This window comes from Marinobacter flavimaris (assembly GCF_002933295.1).
Lineage (GTDB): Bacteria > Pseudomonadota > Gammaproteobacteria > Pseudomonadales > Oleiphilaceae > Marinobacter > Marinobacter flavimaris.
Genome location: NZ_PSSW01000020.1, coordinates 1 through 19,190 on the forward strand (window position 1 = coordinate 1; position 19,190 = coordinate 19,190).

Here is a 19,190-nt window from a genome sequence, read left to right on the forward strand (position 1 = left end):
GTACTACTCAACAACAGGAGGAATCTGACGACCCGGACACTCAAAAAGCGGTCACTGAAAACTGATGAAAACCGGACAATCTAAACTGATAAAAATCGGTCAAAACTCACTGTTGTTGACAGGCCCTTGGCGTATAGCGCCAGGATCTGGTCATCCATCTGGGTCAGGCGGGACTGGCCTTTACGGACGAACTGCGGCTCGAAGGAGCCGTCCCTGTCACGAGGGGCTTCTATCGCCACTTCGCCGTGCTGGCCCTTCAGGCGCTTGGCAGAATAGCCGTTACGGCTGTTGCCAGTGCCACGGCCTTCAGGAGCATGCTTCTCGTATCCAAGATGCTCGTCCAGTTCGGCGTTGAGAGCGGTCTCGACGGTGAGCTTGACCAGTTGCTGAGTGAGGGCTCCTAGATCTTTTTCAGACTTGATGTCCTTGGCCAGCTCGGTGGCCATGGCTTTGAGTTTTTCTTGGTCCAATTGCGTACCCACGATGGTATCCTTTTGAAAAGGTTACTCAGTCGTGGGCAGTTACACAATTTGGTTTACAGCCTCCTTGAGACCGCTGAACATCGAGTCTAAGTCTATTTTCCCCTCTTTGTCGGCCTCTTCCCCACTGCCGTGACTTGAAGTATATTTGCTCATACGTTCTCTTACGTCTTCTAGCTCGGCGAGTCTAATAGATATTTCGTCCTCGATGACTGAAGACCGTAAAAAACTGTCTTCAACAGCGTTCAAAGCATGCTCTAACTCATCCAAGTCGTGACCACCAACTAGGTCGGGAAGTATCCTCATCTCGGTGAAACGTAATAGAAAATCCATTTCATCATAGCTCAATGTCTTGCCAATTTTGGTTAAGACATACTCCAGATTTATGACGTCATCCAGGCCCATTGCGAATGAGTCGATATGCTCGTCGGTCAGGATTGATTTTCTCAGACTTTTTTCAAATAGATGTTTTTCGTAGTCGTCATAGAAATTTGACTCAGCGATATATCCGACTAACGCACCAAGCTGAGATGTAACATTGCCAGGCATGGCGCTCTTTTTTATTTCTTCATTCCAAAACTCGGTTTTTGTCATTTTTTCGAGGAGTTCTTCCGGAATCCTCTTGTGAATAGCCTCTCTTAAAATTAGGGCTGCAGCTATTACAGAGAAAACCGAAATGCCTTCGGTATACCAAAATAACGAGTTCCGATTGAAGGAGGCTATTGGCCGTTTCCTAAAGCTGCCTTCTAAGCTTATTGTCTTTTTCAATAGTTCTTCTATTAGATCAGACTTGTAATTATTGGGTGGCTCCTTTGTTACAAGTATTGGTATCAAATGTGTAATTTGAGAGAAGAACTGTATGCTGTCCACTATATCTCTGATATATGAAGGATTTTTTCTCGATAAGTTTATTAGGAAGTCTTCGATAGATGGGTTGCTAAATCTAACCAAGTATGTGGACTCAGTTTCACTTTTGATTCTTTGGGTTTTGGTGAAGTTTCCTTCAAGCTGTTTAAGCGAGTTAAGAAATTCTGTTTCAAACTCTAAGCTCGTAGGTCTTTTGATCGTCTTGGAAGTCAGTGACCTGAGTTCATCGAAATGTGATTGGCCATCTAATGAAAGAAGAATAAGAAGAATTATTTTTGCTGTTTCGCTTATGTCATCGTGGAATGGCTTCTCCCATATTGCTACAGGGTTGCTGAATGCCTTTTTAATATATTCTATATATTCGTCGTCAGTATACTGTTTTGCAGTTTTACTGTTGCAGAACGTTGCAATGATACGCGGGTTGAAGTTTTTATGATAGATTAAAATATTATATATCTTGGACTCTACAAACTTTACTAATTTTGATTCCGGAAGTTTCGAGAAGTATAGATGGTTGAAAAGTATTTGAGCTTTATTTTTTTTGGTGTAGTCATCCAGTTTAATTGCGTATTTTTCGAACTCGCGCTCATTGTCGTGCAATGCTCCGTGTTGCCGCTTGGCATCTTCGAAAATATACTCTCTTGTTGTAAGTATTAATTTTGTATTGCTTGATTTTTCGCACTTCTTGATTAAGTCTAAGATTCTTCTGTCTTCGTTCTTTGTGAGTTTGTTTTCGTTGAAATCGGTCCTGCCCAGAAAGTCATCATACACTATCGCAAGCTTCGTGTTCTCTTCTTTTGTTTTGTGTAAAAGGGACCATGCCTCGTCGATATTTGTCCCTACAAAAGCTACCTCGTATCCGGCAGACATGAAGTCGAGCATTAATAGTTTTGCTACAGTTGTTTTTCCTATTCCAGGATCTCCTGATATTAATACGTGGTTATGGTTCTCTACAATATCCTTACACCTGTAGAACCCCTCGTGAATTACCATTTTTGGAAGGTCTTCAATAAAGGATTCAATTTCATTGTCGGTGTAATTAAAAGTGTGTGAGTGAAGAATACTCTCTAGTATTGTTGTGCTGGAAATCCATAACTTGAAATGTTTTTTCAATACCGACGGATATGTGCTTAGTAGAGTGTTTATTTCGTTCTTTCCTAAAATATCACTTTCGGATTTGCACCACGGCTTCAATATGTCTAGAAGTTCTTTCTTGTTTTTTGGGCTCAGAGGAATCGAGGTAACTAATACGTATTTTTCAGGGGCTAATAAATCTATTTTTTCTTTCTCTTTTTTGGCGCTTCTTTTCAGTTCATAGAAACCATTCTCGTCATATCGTTTGCACTGGAAGATTGTAGTTGCGTTTTTGTCGGCGCAAATATGTCTTAGGTCAATTCCTTGGTCTGCACCGACTTTGAACGATTCTATCAATTCATCAAATTTTTTTGTGAAAATGTCGCAAACAAGTTCTTCGAACTCAAATGGATCCAGTACAGTGAGGTTGTACGCCATTTTCCAAAATCCTTGTCAGATAGCAGGGCGCCCTTTGGTAGCGTTTTTTGATGCTTTTATCGCCCATTCGAGAAGTTTATTAAAAAAATGTGGTTCTAGCGCTATAAGTATAAGCTTGAGATTTGGTATTGCCTGAAATTTGCCACCTATCCCTCTTGTTCTTCTAATTCCCTCTGTCGGTTTCTGTGCCAATTCCGGGCGATTCGCGCCCCAATGCTGAAACCTATCCTGCTTTCAGGCTGTTTTTTCTTCTGGCTATTTCTGTCCGTGGGTCAATTTGGCCACATGATTCTTCAGTTTCGTCTGTCATTAGCCAGAGTGTGTACTTCGGCCACTTTTTACATATTTCTTCTAAGAGGTCCCCTTTAGGGACCTGACCGGTCTGCTCAATCCTGGTCAACGTGCCTTTGTTGACGCCCAAAAGGTCACAGAATTCCTGACGTCCTGACGTCTCTGCCTCTCTTATTGCTCTAATTTTTCTGGCTAAATCCATTGACAGTACACAAAAATGAATATACCTTAAGTGGTGTATACAAAAACGTGTATACCCAGAAGTGGGTGCACCCAATATTGCGCACCAGTAATGAAAATCAGTGTAGCAGAGTGCAAAACAGTGGACGAGCAAAAGCAAATCATTCTGATCGCAACCCCGGTCATGACGCAGGACCGCTACGCCCAGCACACTAGCCTAACAGAAGTTTCAGCTTCTTATTGTCCGCCTTCAGGCGTGCTTTGGACAAAACAGGGATAGAATTGCCATCAGGACAGGCTGCTCACGTTTTACTTCATCCCTTTGCAAGCCACTTCGTTATGGATGGGGGGATATTTTGAGTTTGCAAAAAATTCTAGGCCATTCAACGAGTAATATGACGATGCGTTACGCTGACCTTTCCAATCACCACTTGCAGGGTGTTGTAGAATTGGGGCTCAGAGTTTAGGAGTTAAGCTCTTCAGGTAGTTTTTTTGTTGCCTCCTTTAAACTCTCTGGCAGGCAAAGCCACGCGTACATTCTCTTTTCCTTCGGAAGTTCATATCTAATGACCCAGAGAACTTCCTGATCCAAGATCAGCGGGTCACAGACCTTAAACGCTTTTTTGGCGGCTTCGCGTTCCAGTATGCTTTTGATAGCCTCTCTTGCGCTTTCAAGTTGTTGCTCGACTCCCTTGCCGGAAACGCTTTCAGGAAGAGCAAAGAGCATCCCTTCTCTTATGCGTTCGCATCGCGCTCGATATTCTGTTTGATCAACTAGGCCGTATATAGCTTGCATAACGGCTCGGAATTTTCCCTCATTTACGGTAGTGGCGTGGAAATTAGCGCAGTTCACCAACCCCATAGTTACACCCTGCAGCTCCAAACCGATGTCATGAAGTTTGTTCATTGGAACGTTGGTTGCTCTATGCAGATTGGTGATGGTGATTCTTGTGAGTTCATAAATGTTATGCCGGATCGTCTCTGCCTGCATAAGTGCAAAACCAGGCTCGTAGTGGTGTTCAATTTCAAACTTAATGGCTACCGACTTGAGGTCTGTTGTGGCTTCTTGGATTTGCTCTATTAGATACTCAATATCAGGATTAAGATGAAATTGGCCATCTGGCGCGTCAGGGAAGAGATTGTCATAAAGTTTCCACCCAGGCAGGCATTCGAGGTCTTCAAAAGGGTTCATCCTTTCGAAGAATGACAGGAATTGTTTCCTGTGCTCGAGGGAGTTTGAAAAGCTGTTTTGCTCCGCCTGTTGGTTGAGTTGTTCCTTTTGCTGGTTTATCTGGGCGGTGGTTTGGATCGAGCGCAAATGCGAGGCAACGAGAGCTGCGCAGGGAATTGAGAGGCCTGCAATCGCGATAGGGAGTTTGAACAGGTCATAGAATACAGCTAGGCCCTCAGCGGAAAGGTCTGGGGTCAAGCTAGAGTTTAGTGATGCGATCCATATTAAAGTTGTCGAAAGCAACACAGGTACACATATGGCGTACCAGAAGGCCTTGCTCGTGAAGAGCGTAGCACTTGGATCGTTCAGCTTTTTGCCCGGCAAAAATGCTTGGAGTTTTTTTAATGTGGTCATTCCGTGGACCTTTTGGGCAGAAGCTTAAAGATGGGGCAAAAAAAAGCCCCTGAAATCAGGGGCTTTCTCTTGGTTGTTTGGTGGAGACGGCGGGAATTGAACCCGCGTCCGCCAGTACTCAGCCTTGAGGTCTACATGTTTAGCGTCTCTCTATTGATTTAAGTTCAAGCGACCCGAGAGCCAGGGTGCAAGAACCGAGTTCTTTAAATCTTAGCCGTTAACCAGTGAACTCTGGGTAACGGAGCATCCCGTAAGCGATGACGTCCTGAGATGTTGCTTCCGGGCTACGGGCGACCCGGTCAGGACGACTAGCAGCTTACGCTGCTAGTGCGTAGTTTTCGTCGTTTGCGACTATTGCGTTGCAGCTTTGGATTAACGAGATTGGCTGCCATCTCGACATGCACTCAAGGGTTCGCCACCGGCGTCGAAGCCATGTCGTCCCCTTACCTTCAGTATATGTGTCCGGTTTGCCGGACTTCAAGGTTTCTTTGTTGCAGTTTTGTGCTTTCGGGGCTGTAGATGTACCTAGAACCCTAGCTGGCCTTGCGCTCAATGGCGTCATGGCGGCCTGCCAGGGCCGCGTGGCTCAGGGCCTCGAAGCTTTCCCGGAAGTAGCCCATCACGGCGTCCGGATCCGCGTGAATCGCCTTGTCCACGGTGATGCCGAATTGCACGGTGCCGGCATAACTGAGAATACTCATGCCGATACCGATGCTGCCGCTCTGGGGAACCCAGAACATGGGCTGGGTCAGCTTGCTGCCCGCCAGATACAGGGGCTCTTTCGGGCCGGGCACGTTGGTCAGTACCGCCGAGGCCTTGTTGCTGAGCAGATCCAGGGCCCTTCGTTCAATAACATCGGGGCCGCGCCCGAAGATATCAAGCAGGCTGTATGTAACCTGGGCCTGATAGGACCGTTTGAGCCGGTTCATGTTCTCCTGCACCTGGCGGAAGCACATGAGCGGGTCTCTCACTTCCACCGGCAGGGTAACCAGTACGAGTCCGAACTTGTTGCCGAGGGTTTCGATGGGCTGATCAAGAGGGCGCAGATTGAACGGAACGGCGACCCGAATGCCGCACTCGGGGATGGTTTCCTTGTGGGCGGCAAAATGTCTCTGCAAGGCGCCTGTAACGGTGCAAAGGAGGGCATCGTTGATGGTACCTCCCAGAGCCTTGGCGCAGGCCTTTACCTCGGCAAGGTCGAGGGGATCGGCCCAGGCCACTTGTTTGCGCCCGGATAAGGGCTCTTTCAGGCCGGTTTTGGGTTCGCCAGGCGCCAGGCCAAGTTTCAGAAGGTCAAGGGCGACACCGCTGGCGGTGGTGGCCAGTTTTAACGGGTAGTTGGGCTCCTCACGGACGGACTGGATAAACAGTTTGGCCTGGTTGGTAGCTGTCTGCGCGCTGTCCACGGCACGGTGCAGGAAGTTCTGGATGGCCGATTTCCTGCCGTGCTTGGAGCGACGCTTGCGGGCCACTTTGCCCAGCCTGGGTTCCGGCGTTTTATCGGTGAGTGACAGCATTACACGAACCAGCGAGATGCCATCGGCAATGCAGTGGTGAATGCGGATGAGTAGCGCGCCGCCGTCCCCATAATTGTCGATGTAGTGCATTTGCCAGAGCGGTTGCCGGAAATCCAGCGACGTGCTGTTCATGTCACTGACCAGCTTCTGGAGTTCCGCTTTGTCGGCCTTGCCCGGCAGGGCGATGCGGTGCAGATGGTTGTCCAGATCGAACAGGGGATCGTCCTGCCAGTACGCCCGGTCGCCAGTGTCGATCACCCGTTGCCGGAACCGGTTGAAGCAGAGAAACCGCTCCTCGAGCGTGTGCCTGAGGCGGTTCATCGATACGGGGCGTTCCAGTGTCCATACCCCGCAGATCATCATGGGGTTCTGGGGCGAGTCCATGCGTAGCCAGGCGCGGTCTACGGCGGACATTGGTATCTGTTTGGGTGACATAAGCGGCTCCCTTTGCCATGCACCAGAGTTCCCGAGTATAGGCCCGATGGAATTCTGAACAAAGAGAGTGAGTATGCGACATACCCGTTCACGCCGGCCATGACCGGCGTCAGGTATTTGTTAATTGGTGGCGGGCAGGATCAAACGTTGGTTTCGCGCAGGATGCGTTGCTTCTGGCGGTTCCAGTCGCGTTCTTTCTCGGTAGCCCGCTTGTCGAACAGCTTCTTACCTTTTACCAGGGCGATTTCGCATTTGACCTTGTTGTTTTTCCAGTACAACGCCAGCGGGATGCAGGTGTAGCCGGCCTGGTTGACCTTGCCAACGATCTTGGCAATTTCCTTGGCGTGAAGCAGGAGCTTGCGCGTGCGCGTGGGGTCTGCGATCACGTGGGTGGACGCCGCAATCAACGGGGTAATGTGAGAGCCGAGCAACCAGGCTTCGCCGTCCTTGAGCAGCACATAGGCGTCCACCAGCTGGGCCTTGCCCGCACGCAAGGACTTCACTTCCCAGCCCAGCAGGGAGAGACCCGCTTCAAAGCGTTCCTCAATGTGATACTCGTGCTTCGCCTTTTTGTTCAGCGCAATGGTATTGCTCGGCGTTCCGGGTTTTTTCTTGCTCATGAATCAATGAATCCGGGGTCGGACGAATGAACGGGCCGGCGTTGCTGCAGCCGGAAAAAGGCGCATTGTAGCCCAACAGTGGCGGACCGGTCACGAATTCGGCGTTGTGGCGGTGTCCGGTTCGTGCGCGACGGGATCCTTCAGCTACAATACTGGCCCAGACTTTCTCCCCGACCTGTTAGGTGGCCTCAGGGACGCGAATGCCTACGCCGTATCAGACACATATCGGGTCCTTTACCCGAAAATCAACCTTCTTCTGGGCCGCGGTGGGCGCTACCGTGGGTCTTGCCAACCTGTGGCAGTTCCCTTATCTGGCCAGTCTGCATGGTGGTGGCTTGTTCATCCTGCTTTACCTCGCCTGTCTGCTGCTGGTGACCCTGCCACTGATGGTGACTGAAGCGGCTGTTGGTCGGTATTCCCGCCACGGCATTGTGCTGGCTATGGACGGGCTCATTCGCAGTGCCAGGCAGTCCCGGGCCTGGATGGCGGTTGGCCGGCTCAGCATACTGGCCGCCTTTCTGGTGCTCTCTTTTACGGCAGTCTTCGGATCCATTGCTCTGGCTTACGTGTTCTTCGGCGCACTTGGCCGTTTCTCCGGCGCCGGTGAGGCAGAGGCAACCGGGATTCTGGCGGGGCTGGTGTCCGACCCCAGGCAGTACCGGGTATTCATGGGCTGGCATATCTTCTTTCTGCTACTGGTACTTTGGGTCTCGGCGCAGGGCGTAGTGAGGGGGCTGGAAAGGGCCCTGAGGGTGGTTGTGCCGGGCGCCCTGGTGCTGATGCTCGTGCTGTTCGCCCTGGCTGCCTGGCATGGTCGGATCGACGGGGCCATCAACCATATTCTGGCCATGCATCCCGAGGACCTTTCCTGGGAAAGCCTGAAAGCCGCATTGTTTCATGCCTTTTTTACGCTCGGGCTCGGTATGGGTGTCTGGGCGATACTGGGCTCGTACACCACGCCTCAAACCCGTCTGAAGCGTTCGATTCTGGCCGTGGTGCTGATGGATACCCTGGTGGCGATCCTGGCTGGCCTGATGATCTTCGCGATCGCAACAGACGGCAACAGCTTTGACGGTGAACGGGGCTTCAGCCTGCTCTTTGTTTCCATGCCGGTCACGCTGGCCCAGCTGCCCGCGAGCCAGTTCGTGATCGCCGCTGTTTTTCTGCTGGTGGTGCTGATTGTCTGGACCACATCCCTGAATCTGCTGGAGCCCATCGTGGGCTGGTTCCGTGAGTGGACCGGGGCGCCCAGGGCACTGTCGGTGCTGCTGATTGGTCTGTCGGTGTGGCTGGCGGGGCTCGCGTCTCTGCTGTCGTTTAATGTCTGGGCCGAGGAGCGGATGGGCGGCGCCACCATGTTCCGCTGGCTGGAGTTGATCACCGGTGGCCTGCTGATTCCGCTCGTGGCCATCTTGATTGCGCTGTTTACCGGCTGGTGCCTGACCCGGCACCTTTCGGGTACCATGCTCGGCGCAACGCCAAAACTGTTCGCCGGCATCTGGTTCTGGGTGATGCGCCTGGTGCTGCCCCTCGTGGTTGCCTGGATAGGGATTCAGTACACGGCCTTTTCACTGGCTAACCTGTGCAGCAACGGCAATGTTGCAGCCTGGTGCGATCAGCCTGCTGCCATGGTCTCGGAAGACGGGGAAGTGCCAGCGAGAGATCGGCCTTTTGCCGCTACGCCGGCCGAGCCGGAGGAGAAAGCCGCCGAGGCCGAGAAGACAGCGCCCGCGTCAGATCAGAAGTCGCCGGAGGTGAAGGAAAATGGTGGTAAGTCAGGCGAAAAAGCCCCAAAACAGGACGATATCCTTTATGATAGCGTGTGATTGAGGCTCTCTTCCTTTCCAGAAGTCTGCAACCTTTTCACAGCGTGTTTGCAAGCAGGACAACCGGTTCCAATGCCCCATCAGATTGATAAAACAGCTTTGGTTATGCACTCCGCCGAGCGCATGTTTCACCTGGTGAATGACATCGCCCGTTACCCGGAGTTTCTCCCCTGGTGCGCTGGCGCGGAGATTCATGAGCGCCAGCCCGAGCAGGTGACAGCGTCGCTTGAAATTGCCAAGGGTGGGGTGCGGCATACGCTTACGACCCGGAATCAGTTGCTGATGCCGGAGGCGATCGAGATGAACCTGGTGGATGGCCCTTTTCGCAACCTGACCGGTCGCTGGCATTTCAAATCCCTGGATGAGAACGCCTGCAAGGTGATCCTGACCCTGGAGTTCGAGTTCTCCGGATCGCTTTCAAGGATGACCTTCGGGCCGGTATTCAGTCAGGCGGCCAATACGATGGTGGATGCCTTTTGCCGGCGCGCTGATGAGCTTTACCGGAAGGAGGGTGCATGATTCAGGTGGAAGTGGCCTATGCCCGGCCTGACCGGCAGGAAATTGTGCCGGTAAATGTGCCCGAGGGCACGACCGCGCTGGAAGCGGCCAAGCTGTCCGGGATCAGCGATATTTTTCCGGAGATCGATCCGGATACGATTGATATGGGCGTGTTCGGGAAGGTGATCAAGGACCCGGCCGCCCACGAACTGCGTGAAGGTGACCGGGTGGAACTGTATCGCCCGCTGAAGATCGATCCGAAGCAGGCGCGACTGAATCGGGCGAAAAAGAAAGATCAGGCTCAGTAGGCCGGCGTTTCTTCCAGCAGTTGTGCCTCGTAATAGGCGTACTGGTCTTCTTCGTAGTACACGATGATTCGCTGTTCCTGGATGTCCCCGCCTTCTCTCTGGAAGGTGTACACGTAGTATTCGCGGGAGGGGTCAACCGGGTTGAGCATGAGCGGTGTTCCCATCACTGCGTGCACCTGGCTGCGTGGCATGCCCTCGGTCAGTTGCGTCAGCTCCTCATCGGTAACGATGTTTCCCTGCTGGACGTTGATTTTGTAGACGCCCGGGAAAACGCAACCGGATAGAACGAAAGTGAGAATGAGAGCTGTGAGCTTTTGCATCGCCGGGGGAAATCCTCTATCTTGAAATCGCCTGCCAGAGGCAGGTGTGACACGGGTTAACCGTTCAATGGCGGCTTCATCATACCGGAAGCCGTGAGGCACACCAAAGAGTGAATAGTAACATGTCATCCGAAAACGCCGAATTACGAAAAGTCGGTCTGAAAGTGACTCTGCCGCGGGTCAAAATCTTCAATATTCTGGAGACCGCGGAGGAGCATCACCTCAGTGCCGAAGATGTATACAAGAAGCTTCTGGAGCAAGGCGATGACGTGGGGCTGGCAACAGTCTACCGGGTGCTGACGCAGTTTGAAGCAGCAGGGCTGGTACTGCGCCATAATTTTGAGGGCGGCCATGCCGTGTTCGAGATGGCTGGCGACGACCACCACGACCATATGGTGTGCACCCAGACGGGTGAGGTAGTCGAGTTTGTCGACGAGGTCATTGAAGAGCGACAAAAGAAGATTGCCGAAGAGCACGGTTACGAAATCGTCGATCACAGCCTGATTCTGTACGTAAAGCCGATCAAGTCCTGAGCCTGGCTCGGGCCGTTGGCTCAAGGAACGAAAAAAGGGGCGGGTTTATGGCCCGCCCCAACAGCTCTCAGGATCGAGAGGGGTAGTGGATAGTTGCTCGCGGCTCAGTGATGGGTTGCCTGCCCCTTTGAAAACATTTCCCTGGCATGAGCGATCGTATGTTCGGTCATGTCCACGCCTCCCAGCATTCTCGCCACTTCACTGATTCTGCCCTGATCGTCCAGCGTCTCGATTTTCGAGAAGGTGGCATCCTGCTCGGTGAACTTGCTGACAAACAGGTGCTGATGACACTGGGCCGCCACTTGCGGCAGGTGGGTGACGCAGAGCACCTGCCCGTTGCCGCCAAGAGTCCGTAACAGTCGGCCAACCACCTCGGCCGTGCCGCCGCCAATGCCGACATCCACTTCATCGAAGACCAGTGTGGGTGTGGTTGATGTCTGGGCAACCACCACCTGGATGGCAAGGCTGATCCGCGACAGTTCGCCGCCGGAGGCTACTTTGGCCAGTGGCCGCGCAGGCTGCCCCGGGTTGGCGCTGACCAGGAATTCAATCTCTTCCAGTCCGTGGGGCGCCGGCTCCCCACCGTTGCTGCGGTTCAGGTGTGTAATGAACTGCATGTTGGGCATGCTTAACTGGGCGAGCTCCGCTGCGACCCGCTGATCCAGTTCGGCGGCGGCCCTGGCACGGGCCTCTGACAGCTCCGCGGCCAGCGCATCGAAGCGTCCGCGCTGGCTGTCCAGCTCTGCGGCCAGCTGCTTCAGGCTGCCCTCGCCACCGTCCAGCTCGGCCAGCTCGGCACTCAGGCGCTGATGCAGTTCCGGTAATTCTTCCGGTGTGATCCGGTGTTTGCGGGCCATCTGGTAGATGGCGCTCAGCCGTTCTTCCACTTCCGCCAGTCGAGCCGGATCGGCCTCGTAGTCCTCGACGAAGTGGCGAAGGTTGTCGCCGGCCTCACTGATCTGGATCTGGGCTTCGTTCAGCATCTGGATCGTGTCTGCCAGTGCGGGAACATCCACCGGAAGCTGCTCCAGCTGCTGTAACGCCTGGCGCACCAGATCCACTGCGCTGGTTTCATCTTCGGTGCAAAGAAGGGCGGCCTGATGGCTGTTGTGCAGAACCGTATCCGCCTGGCTGAGCTGCGCCTGCTCCTGTTCCAGATTTTCCTGCTCGCCCTCTTCCAGGGCCAGACGATCCAGTTCTTCCACCTGATACCGCAAAAGCTGGAGTTTCGCCTCTGCTTCATCGGCATTCTGCTGGCGTTCGGTCAGCCGCTGGCGGATCTGGTTCCAGGATTTCCAGGCTTCCCGTGTTTCAGCGGCCAGGGTTTCAACGCCGGCGAACTCGTCCACCAGCTTGCGGTGGGTTTCCTTGCGCAAAAGAGACTGGTGCTGATGCTGGCTGTGAATATCCATTAACACACCGCCCAATTCCTTGAGGTGGTTCAGGGGGCAGGGTTGGCCATTGATGTAGGCGCGGGAGCGGCCATCCTTGCTGATGACCCGGCGCAGGATGCAATCGTTGTCGTCATCCAGCTCGTGTTCTGCCAACCATTCGGTTGCCTCGGGAATGCCGGATACGTCGAAGGTCGCTGTGATGTCGGCGCGTTTGGCGCCATGCCGGACGGCGCCGGCATCGGCTCTGCCACCCATGGCCAGGCCGAGGGCGTCCAGAACGATGGATTTTCCGGCGCCGGTCTCGCCGGTCAATGCGGTCATGCCCTTGCTGAACTGGAGTTCCACCCGTTCAGCGATGGCGTAATTGGAAACCGTAAGTTGAGTCAGCATGCAGATAACCTCCGCGTTGTTCCTGAAACCGGCAAAACACTGTGGATGTATACAGTGACTGTGAATATATACAGGGTTTTTGTGGTTTGCAAACCTGAGGCAGGTATTTTCTTCAGGATTGCAGGCTTTGGTGGTTGAAACCTGGAGAGCGGGCCCCATATCCGTTCGCAACGACATTTTCCGGCTCGAGGCGGCCGGAGCCCATGTTTAACCGGCCACTGACAGCGGGCCGCTTTAGATGAAGCAGGAGTAGCCATGAGCACTGACGAGAACCGCAACGAGCACGAGGAACTGAACGAAGCCCTCGAGGCTGCGAAAGAGGAGGCCCAGGCGGCTGAAGGCGAAGCCGGCGACAGCGAAACCTCCGAAGTGGAAGCGCTCCAGGCTCAGGTTCAGGAATTCCAAGAGCAGATGCTGCGCTCCCAAGCGGAAATGCAGAACGTGCGCCGTCGGGCCGAGATCGACGTTGAGAAGGCGCACAAGTTTGCCCTGGAAAAGTTCGTCAAGGAGCTGCTGCCGGTAGCTGACAGCCTTGAGAAGGCGGTCGAGAGCACCGAGGGGCACGATGAGTCCGGCGAACTGGTTGCCTCAATTCGTGAAGGCGTGGAAATGACCCTGAGTCTTTTCATGTCCAGCCTGAAGAAATTCAACGTTGAGCAGATCAACCCGGTGGGCGAGCCGTTCGATCCCCAGCATCACGAGGCCATGTCCATGGTGCCTGCGCCGGATGCTGAGCCGAACAGCGTGGTAGCCGTGGTGCAGAAAGGGTATCTGCTGAATGGTCGTGTTGTGCGGCCGGCCATGGTGGTGGTCGCGAAAGCGGAAGATGCACCAAAAATTGATGAGCAGGCTTGAAAAGCCGATTAAAGCGCCAATATAGCCAGTAAATAGCGAAAGCGGAGGCAAATGGCCTCCTGGAAAGCATTCAGAAGAATTGGAGTGACTCAATGAGCAAGATTATCGGTATCGACCTGGGAACGACCAACTCTTGTGTAGCCATCATGGATGGCGACAAGGTGAAGGTAATCGAGAACGCCGAGGGTGATCGCACCACCCCGTCCATCATCGCCTACACCGACGATGGTGAGACCCTGGTTGGCCAGTCAGCCAAGCGCCAGGCGGTTACCAACCCGAACAACACCCTGTACGCCATCAAGCGTCTGATCGGTCGTCGTTTTGAAGACGATGTGGTTCAGAAAGACATCAAGATGGTGCCCTACAAGATTGCCAAGGCAGATAACGGTGATGCCTGGGTTGAAGTGAAGGGCGAGAAAATGGCACCGCCTCAGGTGTCTGCAGAAGTTCTCAAGAAGATGAAGAAGACTGCAGAAGACTACCTGGGCGAAAAAGTGACCGAAGCCGTCATCACTGTTCCGGCCTACTTCAACGACAGCCAGCGTCAGGCTACCAAAGATGCAGGCAAGATCGCCGGTCTGGAAGTGAAGCGGATTATCAACGAGCCGACCGCAGCAGCCCTGGCTTATGGCCTGGACAAGAAGAGCGGCGATCGTACCGTGGCGGTATATGACTTGGGCGGTGGTACCTTTGACCTGTCCATCATCGAAATTGCCGATGTTGACGGTGAGCACCAGTTCGAGGTTCTGGCCACCAATGGTGACACCTTCCTCGGTGGTGAAGACTTCGACCTGAAGATCATCGAGTACCTGGCAGACCAGTTCAAGAAAGACAGCGGTATCGACCTGCGCGGCGATTCCCTGGCGATGCAGCGTCTGAAGGAAGCGGGCGAGAAAGCCAAGATCGAGCTTTCCAGCAGCCAGCAGACCGACGTTAACCTGCCGTACATCACCGCAGACGCGTCTGGTCCCAAGCACATGAACGTGAAACTGACCCGTGCCAAGCTGGAATCTCTGGTAGAAGACCTGGTTCAGCGCAGCCTCGAGCCGTGTAAAGTGGCGCTGCAGGACGCAGGCATGAAGGCAGGGGAAGTCGACGAGGTTATCCTGGTCGGCGGTCAGACCCGCATGCCGCTGGTGCAGGAAAAAGTGAAAGAGTTCTTCGGCAAAGAAGCTCGCAAGGACGTTAACCCGGACGAAGCTGTGGCGATGGGTGCTGCCATCCAGGCGGCCGTTCTCTCCGGTGATGTGAAGGACGTTCTGCTGCTGGACGTAACCCCGCTGACCCTGGGTATTGAAACCATGGGCGGTGTGGCAACTCCGCTGATCGACAAGAACACCACGATTCCGACCAAGAAGTCGCAGACGTTCTCCACAGCGGACGACAACCAGACCGCGGTAACCATCCACGTGGTTCAGGGTGAGCGTAAGCAGGCTGCCCAGAACAAATCGCTGGGCCGTTTCGATCTGGCTGATATTCCGCCGGCAGCGCGTGGTGTGCCGCAGATTGAAGTTACCTTCGATATCGACGCCAACGGTATCCTGAACGTGTCCGCCAAAGACAAGGCGACCGGTAAAGAACAGTCGATCGTGATCAAGGCCTCTTCCGGTCTGAACGATGACGAAATCGAGAAGATGGTTCAGGACGCCGAGGCCAACGCCGAGGAAGATCGCAAGTTCGAAGAGCTTGTCCAGGTTCGCAACCAGGGCGACGCGATGGTTCACGCCGTTCGCAAGACATTGAACGAAGCCGGTGACAAGGTCAGCGACAGCGAGAAAGAATCCATCGAAGCGTCCATCAAGGAGCTTGAAACCGCTCTGGAAGGTTCCGACAAGGAAGACATCGAAGCCAAGACTCAGAAGCTGACCGAGGTCTCTTCCGAGCTGGCCCAGAAGATGTATGCAGATCAGGCGGATCAGACCCAGCAGGCCGGTGGGCAGGAAGAAGCCCAGGGCCAGAAGTCTGACGATGCTGTCGACGCTGAGTTCGAAGAAGTCAAAGACGACGACAAGCGATAAATCTGACGTACATCAGGTAGTTGGAAAACGCGGGGAGATCCCCGCGTTTTCCGCGTTTAAAAACAGGGTTTTAAAAGCATGGCCAAGCGCGATTATTACGAGATTCTCGGGATTTCCCGAGACGCGGACGAGAAGGAAATCAAGCGAGCCTACCGAAAGCTCGCCATGAAGTACCACCCCGACCGTAACCCGGACGACACCGAAGCCGAGAACAAGTTCAAGGAGGCCAGCGAAGCCTACGAAGTACTGGCAGAGCCGTCCAAGCGGGCTGCCTACGACCAGTTCGGCCACGCCGGCGTTGACGGCCAGGCCGGTGGCGGCGGATTCGGAGGCGGCGGTGCCAGCTTCTCGGATATCTTCGGCGATGTATTCGGCGACATCTTTGGTGGCGGCGGTCGTGGCCGCAACACCCGGGGTGCGGACCTGCGCTACACCCTGGAGCTGGATCTGGAAGAGGCCGTGAAAGGCAAGACGGTCCAGATCAAGATCCCGGGGCATCGCGAATGTGAAGTATGCGACGGCAGCGGCGCCGAGAAAGGCTCCCGCCCGGAAACCTGCAGTACCTGTAAGGGTATGGGGCAGGTGCGCATGCAGCAGGGCTTCTTTACCGTACAGCAGGCCTGTCCGACCTGTCGGGGCTCCGGCCAGATCATCAAGAACCCCTGTAAGGCCTGTCACGGCCAGGGCAGGGTTCAGGAAGAGAAAACACTGTCGGTCAAGGTGCCGCCCGGCGTTGACACCGGTGACCGCATTCGCCTTTCCGGTGAAGGCGAGATGGGCGTCGATGGTGGTCCTCCCGGAGATCTGTATGTGCAGATAGCCGTGCGGGAACATTCCATCTTTACCCGCGATGGCCGCAACCTCTATTGCGAAGTTCCCATCAGCATCGTTGATGCCTCCCTGGGTGGAGAGCTCGAGGTGCCGACACTGGATGGCCGGGTGAAACTGAAGATTCCACCGGAGACCCAGACCGGAAAGCTGTTCCGTCTGCGTAACAAGGGTGTCAGCCCGGTTCGTGGTGGTCCTGCTGGTGACTTGCTGTGCCGTGTGATCGTGGAAACGCCGGTGAATCTGACCAAGCGCCAGAAAGAGCTGCTGGAAGAGTTCCAGAAAACTCTGGATGCCAGTAACGGCACAGAGCACGGCCCGAAGAAGACCTCCTGGTTTGAAGGTGTGAAAAGCTTCTTCGACGAAATGAAATTCTGATCGGCGCGACAAGAAGGAACGCGAGCATGAGGGTAGCAATCATCGGCGCCGCCGGGCGCATGGGAAAAGTCCTGATCGAAGCGGTTGACGGCACTGAGGGTCTCGAGCTGGGTGCCGCCGTGGTCGAGCCCGGCAGTAGCCTGATCGGCGCCGATGCCGGCGAAATGACCGGGATCGGCAAAACCGGCGTCAAAATGGCCGGCAGCCTGGCCGATGTGAAGGATGATTTCGATGTGCTTGTCGACTTCACCTTCCCGGACCTGACCCTGGAAAACGCCGAGTTCTGCAAGGCCAACGGCAAGATGCTCGTGATCGGCACTACCGGCATGTCCGACGCCGAAAAGCAGCAACTGGCCCTGGCCGCCGAGTCCACGCCGGTGGTGTTTGCGCCCAACATGAGTGTGGGTGTTAACGTCGTCCTCAACCTGCTGCGCACCGCCGCCGCAACCCTGGGTGACGACTACGACGTGGAGATCATCGAAGCCCATCACCGGCACAAGAAAGACGCGCCCTCGGGAACGGCCCTGCGCATGGGTGAAGTTGTTGCCGATGCCCTCGGTCGTGACCTGAAAGAGTGTGCCGTCTATGGTCGTGAGGGCTTCACCGGCGAACGAACCCGCAAGGAAATCGGTTTCGAAACCATTCGGGCGGGTGATGTGGTCGGTGATCACACCGTCTTGTTCGCCACCGAGGGTGAGCGTATCGAGGTGACCCACAAGGCCAGCAGCCGGATGACCTTTGCCAAGGGTGCCATGCGGGCAGCTTTATGGCTGAAGGATAAGCCGGCCGGGCTTTATGATATGCAGGACGTGCTGGACCTCAAGTGAGGCCATTTCTCGTGGACACAAAGCGCCATATTTTTTACAATAAGGCGGTTTGACTGCACCAAGCGTACCTTTGCACAAAGATTCTGAAAAAGCGGGACCGAGTTAAGACTCCGTCTCGCTTTTTTGCAACCTGAATTTGCGCTTGCGTTCCTGTTCGTGACGAACCGATACGCCACTCGATGAGGATACAAGCCTTGAGCACACCAGCAATCCTTGCACTCGCAGACGGAAGCCTGTTCTACGGCACAGCCATCGGCGCTGACGGAGAAACCAGCGGCGAAGTGGTGTTCAACACCGCCATGACCGGCTACCAGGAAATCCTGACCGACCCGTCCTACTCCCGCCAGATCGTTACCCTGACTTACCCGCATATCGGTAACACCGGTGTGAACGAAGAAGACATCGAGTCAGACCGCATCCAGGCCGCCGGCCTGATTATCCGCGATCTGCCTCTGCTGGCCAGCAGCTGGCGTAGCAAGGGAACTCTGGACGATTACCTGCGAAGCAACAACATTGTTGGGATCGCCGACATTGATACCCGCCGTCTGACCCGCATCCTCCGGGACAAAGGCTCCCAGAACGGTGCCATCGTTGCCGGTGAAAACGCCACTGCCGAGCGGGCTCTGGAACTGGCAAAAGCCTTCCCGGGCCTCAAGGGTATGGATCTGGCAAAAGAGGTTACCTCCGACAAGATCTGGTCCTGGAAAGAGACCGAGTGGACCCTCGAAGAGGGTTACGGTGAGCGTGAGGAATCACGGTTCAAGGTGGTTGCCTGGGATTATGGCGTCAAGCTGAACATCCTTCGCATGCTCGCGTCCCGCGGCTGCGACATCACCGTGGTGCCGGCGCAGACTCCGGCCTCCGAGGTTCTGGCGATGAACCCGGACGGTGTGTTCCTGTCCAATGGCCCCGGGGACCCCGAGCCCTGTGATTACGCCATCACCGCCATCAAGGAAGTGCTGGAAACCGAGATTCCGGTGTTTGGTATCTGCCTGGGTCACCAGTTGCTGGCCCTGGCCAGCGGTGCCAAGACCATGAAGATGGGGCATGGCCACCACGGAGCCAACCATCCAGTTCAGGATATCGCCACGGGCACCGTGATGATCACCAGCCAGAACCACGGGTTTGCCGTGGATGAGGCAACTCTGCCGGCCAATGTCGAAGCGACTCACAAGTCCCTGTTTGACGGCACCCTGCAGGGCATTCGCCGGACCGACAAGCCGGCCTACAGCTTCCAGGGCCACCCGGAAGCCAGCCCCGGCCCCCATGATGTGGCCCCGCTGTTTGACGAGTTTATCCGCCTGATGGAGGCGCGATCGGCCTGAGACCGATCGCCACGGAAAACTCACGGGCGCCGCGTGTTGCGCTGCCAGAATTCAAAAGTTGCTGACAGGTTTACCAAGACATGCCAAAACGTACCGACATCCAAAGCATCCTGATCCTGGGCGCCGGCCCCATCGTGATCGGGCAGGCGTGCGAGTTTGATTACTCCGGAGCCCAGGCCTGCAAGGCGCTGCGCGAAGAGGGTT

Annotated in this window: 16 protein-coding genes, 1 other RNA gene and 2 pseudogenes; 11 read left to right on the forward strand and 8 right to left on the reverse strand. The window is 54.6% G+C overall.

Features of this window, described 5'->3' with window-relative positions:
- Positions 1–92 precede the first annotated feature (92 nt).
- A pseudogene (locus MDHKLMBL_RS19905) lies at positions 93–470 on the reverse strand (transposase); the annotation flags it as partial.
- A gap of 51 nt (positions 471–521) precedes the next feature.
- A complete protein-coding gene (locus MDHKLMBL_RS19910; protein ID WP_104272409.1) occupies positions 522–2,858 on the reverse strand; it encodes an nSTAND3 domain-containing NTPase in 2,337 nt (778 codons plus the stop codon).
- 711 nt (positions 2,859–3,569) lie between these two features.
- On the opposite strand from MDHKLMBL_RS19910, the pseudogene MDHKLMBL_RS21245 reads away from it, so the two are divergent.
- A pseudogene (locus MDHKLMBL_RS21245) lies at positions 3,570–3,796 on the forward strand (tyrosine-type recombinase/integrase); the annotation flags it as partial.
- Here the strand turns inward: MDHKLMBL_RS21245 and MDHKLMBL_RS19925 are convergent.
- The 4 genes from MDHKLMBL_RS19925 to smpB form a co-directional block, all read right to left on the reverse strand.
- Entirely contained in the window at positions 3,793–4,914 is a 1,122-nt protein-coding gene (locus MDHKLMBL_RS19925) for a hypothetical protein (RefSeq protein ID WP_104272413.1), read from the reverse strand. The pseudogene MDHKLMBL_RS21245 and the gene MDHKLMBL_RS19925 sit on opposite strands and share 4 nt — an antisense overlap.
- Positions 4,915–4,992: 78 nt before the next feature.
- Positions 4,993–5,357, reverse strand: a transfer-messenger RNA (tmRNA) gene (ssrA, locus tag MDHKLMBL_RS19930).
- Positions 5,358–5,447: 90 nt separating this feature from the next.
- Positions 5,448–6,866: a WS/DGAT/MGAT family O-acyltransferase gene (locus MDHKLMBL_RS19935; RefSeq protein WP_104272415.1), complete on the reverse strand. Its 1,419-nt coding sequence runs from the start codon at positions 6,864–6,866 to the stop codon at positions 5,448–5,450.
- A 140-nt stretch (positions 6,867–7,006) separates the two neighbouring features.
- The gene (gene smpB, locus MDHKLMBL_RS19940) at positions 7,007–7,486 is read right to left on the reverse strand and encodes an SsrA-binding protein SmpB (RefSeq protein ID WP_008171507.1); all 480 of its coding nucleotides are present in this window, start codon (positions 7,484–7,486) and stop codon (positions 7,007–7,009) included.
- A 200-nt stretch (positions 7,487–7,686) separates the two neighbouring features.
- On the opposite strand from smpB, the gene MDHKLMBL_RS19945 reads away from it, so the two are divergent.
- The 3 genes from MDHKLMBL_RS19945 to MDHKLMBL_RS19955 all read left to right on the forward strand — a co-directional run bounded on the left by MDHKLMBL_RS19945 (position 7,687) and on the right by MDHKLMBL_RS19955 (position 10,118).
- Complete coding sequence (locus tag MDHKLMBL_RS19945; RefSeq protein WP_104272417.1) at positions 7,687–9,312, forward strand: sodium-dependent transporter; 1,626 nt, start codon at positions 7,687–7,689, stop codon at positions 9,310–9,312.
- A gap of 72 nt (positions 9,313–9,384) precedes the next feature.
- Positions 9,385–9,831, forward strand: coding sequence for a type II toxin-antitoxin system RatA family toxin (locus MDHKLMBL_RS19950; RefSeq protein ID WP_008171509.1), 447 nt, complete (start codon positions 9,385–9,387; stop codon positions 9,829–9,831).
- Positions 9,828–10,118: an RnfH family protein gene (locus tag MDHKLMBL_RS19955; RefSeq protein WP_008171510.1), complete on the forward strand. Its 291-nt coding sequence runs from the start codon at positions 9,828–9,830 to the stop codon at positions 10,116–10,118. The genes MDHKLMBL_RS19950 and MDHKLMBL_RS19955 overlap by 4 nt, the downstream gene beginning before the upstream one ends.
- On the opposite strand, the gene MDHKLMBL_RS19960 is transcribed toward MDHKLMBL_RS19955, so the two are convergent.
- Positions 10,112–10,438 carry an outer membrane protein assembly factor BamE gene (locus MDHKLMBL_RS19960; RefSeq protein WP_008171511.1) on the reverse strand — a complete coding sequence of 109 codons (327 nt, stop codon included), beginning with the start codon at positions 10,436–10,438 and terminating at the stop codon, positions 10,112–10,114. The genes MDHKLMBL_RS19955 and MDHKLMBL_RS19960 overlap by 7 nt on opposite strands.
- 122 nt (positions 10,439–10,560) lie before the next feature.
- On the opposite strand from MDHKLMBL_RS19960, the gene fur reads away from it, so the two are divergent.
- Positions 10,561–10,971 carry a ferric iron uptake transcriptional regulator gene (fur, locus tag MDHKLMBL_RS19965; RefSeq protein ID WP_008171512.1) on the forward strand — a complete coding sequence of 137 codons (411 nt, stop codon included), beginning with the start codon at positions 10,561–10,563 and terminating at the stop codon, positions 10,969–10,971.
- Between the two features lie 104 nt (positions 10,972–11,075).
- On the opposite strand, the gene recN is transcribed toward fur, so the two are convergent.
- Positions 11,076–12,755, reverse strand: coding sequence for a DNA repair protein RecN (gene recN / locus MDHKLMBL_RS19970; protein ID WP_104272424.1), 1,680 nt, complete (start codon positions 12,753–12,755; stop codon positions 11,076–11,078).
- 255 nt (positions 12,756–13,010) lie between these two features.
- Here recN and grpE point away from each other — a divergent pair, with 255 nt between their 5' ends.
- The 6 genes from grpE to MDHKLMBL_RS21430 form a co-directional block, all read left to right on the forward strand.
- Positions 13,011–13,610, forward strand: a complete 600-nt coding sequence (gene grpE, locus MDHKLMBL_RS19975; protein WP_104272419.1) for a nucleotide exchange factor GrpE — start codon at positions 13,011–13,013, stop codon at positions 13,608–13,610.
- 92 nt (positions 13,611–13,702) lie between these two features.
- Positions 13,703–15,628, forward strand: a complete 1,926-nt coding sequence (gene dnaK, locus MDHKLMBL_RS19980; protein ID WP_014578301.1) for a molecular chaperone DnaK — start codon at positions 13,703–13,705, stop codon at positions 15,626–15,628.
- Positions 15,629–15,706: 78 nt separating this feature from the next.
- Positions 15,707–16,834, forward strand: coding sequence for a molecular chaperone DnaJ (gene dnaJ, locus MDHKLMBL_RS19985; protein ID WP_014578300.1), 1,128 nt, complete (start codon positions 15,707–15,709; stop codon positions 16,832–16,834).
- Between the two features lie 26 nt (positions 16,835–16,860).
- The gene (gene dapB, locus MDHKLMBL_RS19990; protein ID WP_053113043.1) at positions 16,861–17,661 is read left to right on the forward strand and encodes a 4-hydroxy-tetrahydrodipicolinate reductase; all 801 of its coding nucleotides are present in this window, start codon (positions 16,861–16,863) and stop codon (positions 17,659–17,661) included.
- Positions 17,662–17,855: 194 nt separating this feature from the next.
- Positions 17,856–18,986: a glutamine-hydrolyzing carbamoyl-phosphate synthase small subunit gene (carA, locus tag MDHKLMBL_RS19995; RefSeq protein WP_206748293.1), complete on the forward strand. Its 1,131-nt coding sequence runs from the start codon at positions 17,856–17,858 to the stop codon at positions 18,984–18,986.
- A gap of 80 nt (positions 18,987–19,066) precedes the next feature.
- On the forward strand, positions 19,067–19,190 hold a 124-nt coding region (locus tag MDHKLMBL_RS21430), incomplete at its 3' end, for a carbamoyl phosphate synthase preATP-grasp domain-containing protein (protein ID WP_419197283.1).

Bases quoted from the DNA above. Each gene is read 5' to 3' on its own strand.
- MDHKLMBL_RS19935 (WP_104272415.1), bottom strand. From the start codon at position 6,866: ATGTCACCCAAACAGATACCAATGTCCGCCGTAGACCGCGCCTGGCTA.
- grpE (WP_104272419.1), top strand. From the start codon at position 13,011: ATGAGCACTGACGAGAACCGCAACGAGCACGAGGAACTGAACGAAGCC.
- MDHKLMBL_RS19950 (WP_008171509.1), top strand. From the start codon at position 9,385: ATGCCCCATCAGATTGATAAAACAGCTTTGGTTATGCACTCCGCCGAG.
- MDHKLMBL_RS19955 (WP_008171510.1), top strand. From the start codon at position 9,828: ATGATTCAGGTGGAAGTGGCCTATGCCCGGCCTGACCGGCAGGAAATT.
- dnaJ (WP_014578300.1), top strand. From the start codon at position 15,707: ATGGCCAAGCGCGATTATTACGAGATTCTCGGGATTTCCCGAGACGCG.
- dapB (WP_053113043.1), top strand. From the start codon at position 16,861: ATGAGGGTAGCAATCATCGGCGCCGCCGGGCGCATGGGAAAAGTCCTG.
- fur (WP_008171512.1), top strand. From the start codon at position 10,561: ATGTCATCCGAAAACGCCGAATTACGAAAAGTCGGTCTGAAAGTGACT.
- MDHKLMBL_RS19910 (WP_104272409.1), bottom strand. From the start codon at position 2,858: ATGGCGTACAACCTCACTGTACTGGATCCATTTGAGTTCGAAGAACTT.
- dnaK (WP_014578301.1), top strand. From the start codon at position 13,703: ATGAGCAAGATTATCGGTATCGACCTGGGAACGACCAACTCTTGTGTA.
- MDHKLMBL_RS19960 (WP_008171511.1), bottom strand. From the start codon at position 10,438: ATGCAAAAGCTCACAGCTCTCATTCTCACTTTCGTTCTATCCGGTTGC.
- MDHKLMBL_RS19925 (WP_104272413.1), bottom strand. From the start codon at position 4,914: ATGACCACATTAAAAAAACTCCAAGCATTTTTGCCGGGCAAAAAGCTG.
- recN (WP_104272424.1), bottom strand. From the start codon at position 12,755: ATGCTGACTCAACTTACGGTTTCCAATTACGCCATCGCTGAACGGGTG.
- smpB (WP_008171507.1), bottom strand. From the start codon at position 7,486: ATGAGCAAGAAAAAACCCGGAACGCCGAGCAATACCATTGCGCTGAAC.
- MDHKLMBL_RS19945 (WP_104272417.1), top strand. From the start codon at position 7,687: ATGCCTACGCCGTATCAGACACATATCGGGTCCTTTACCCGAAAATCA.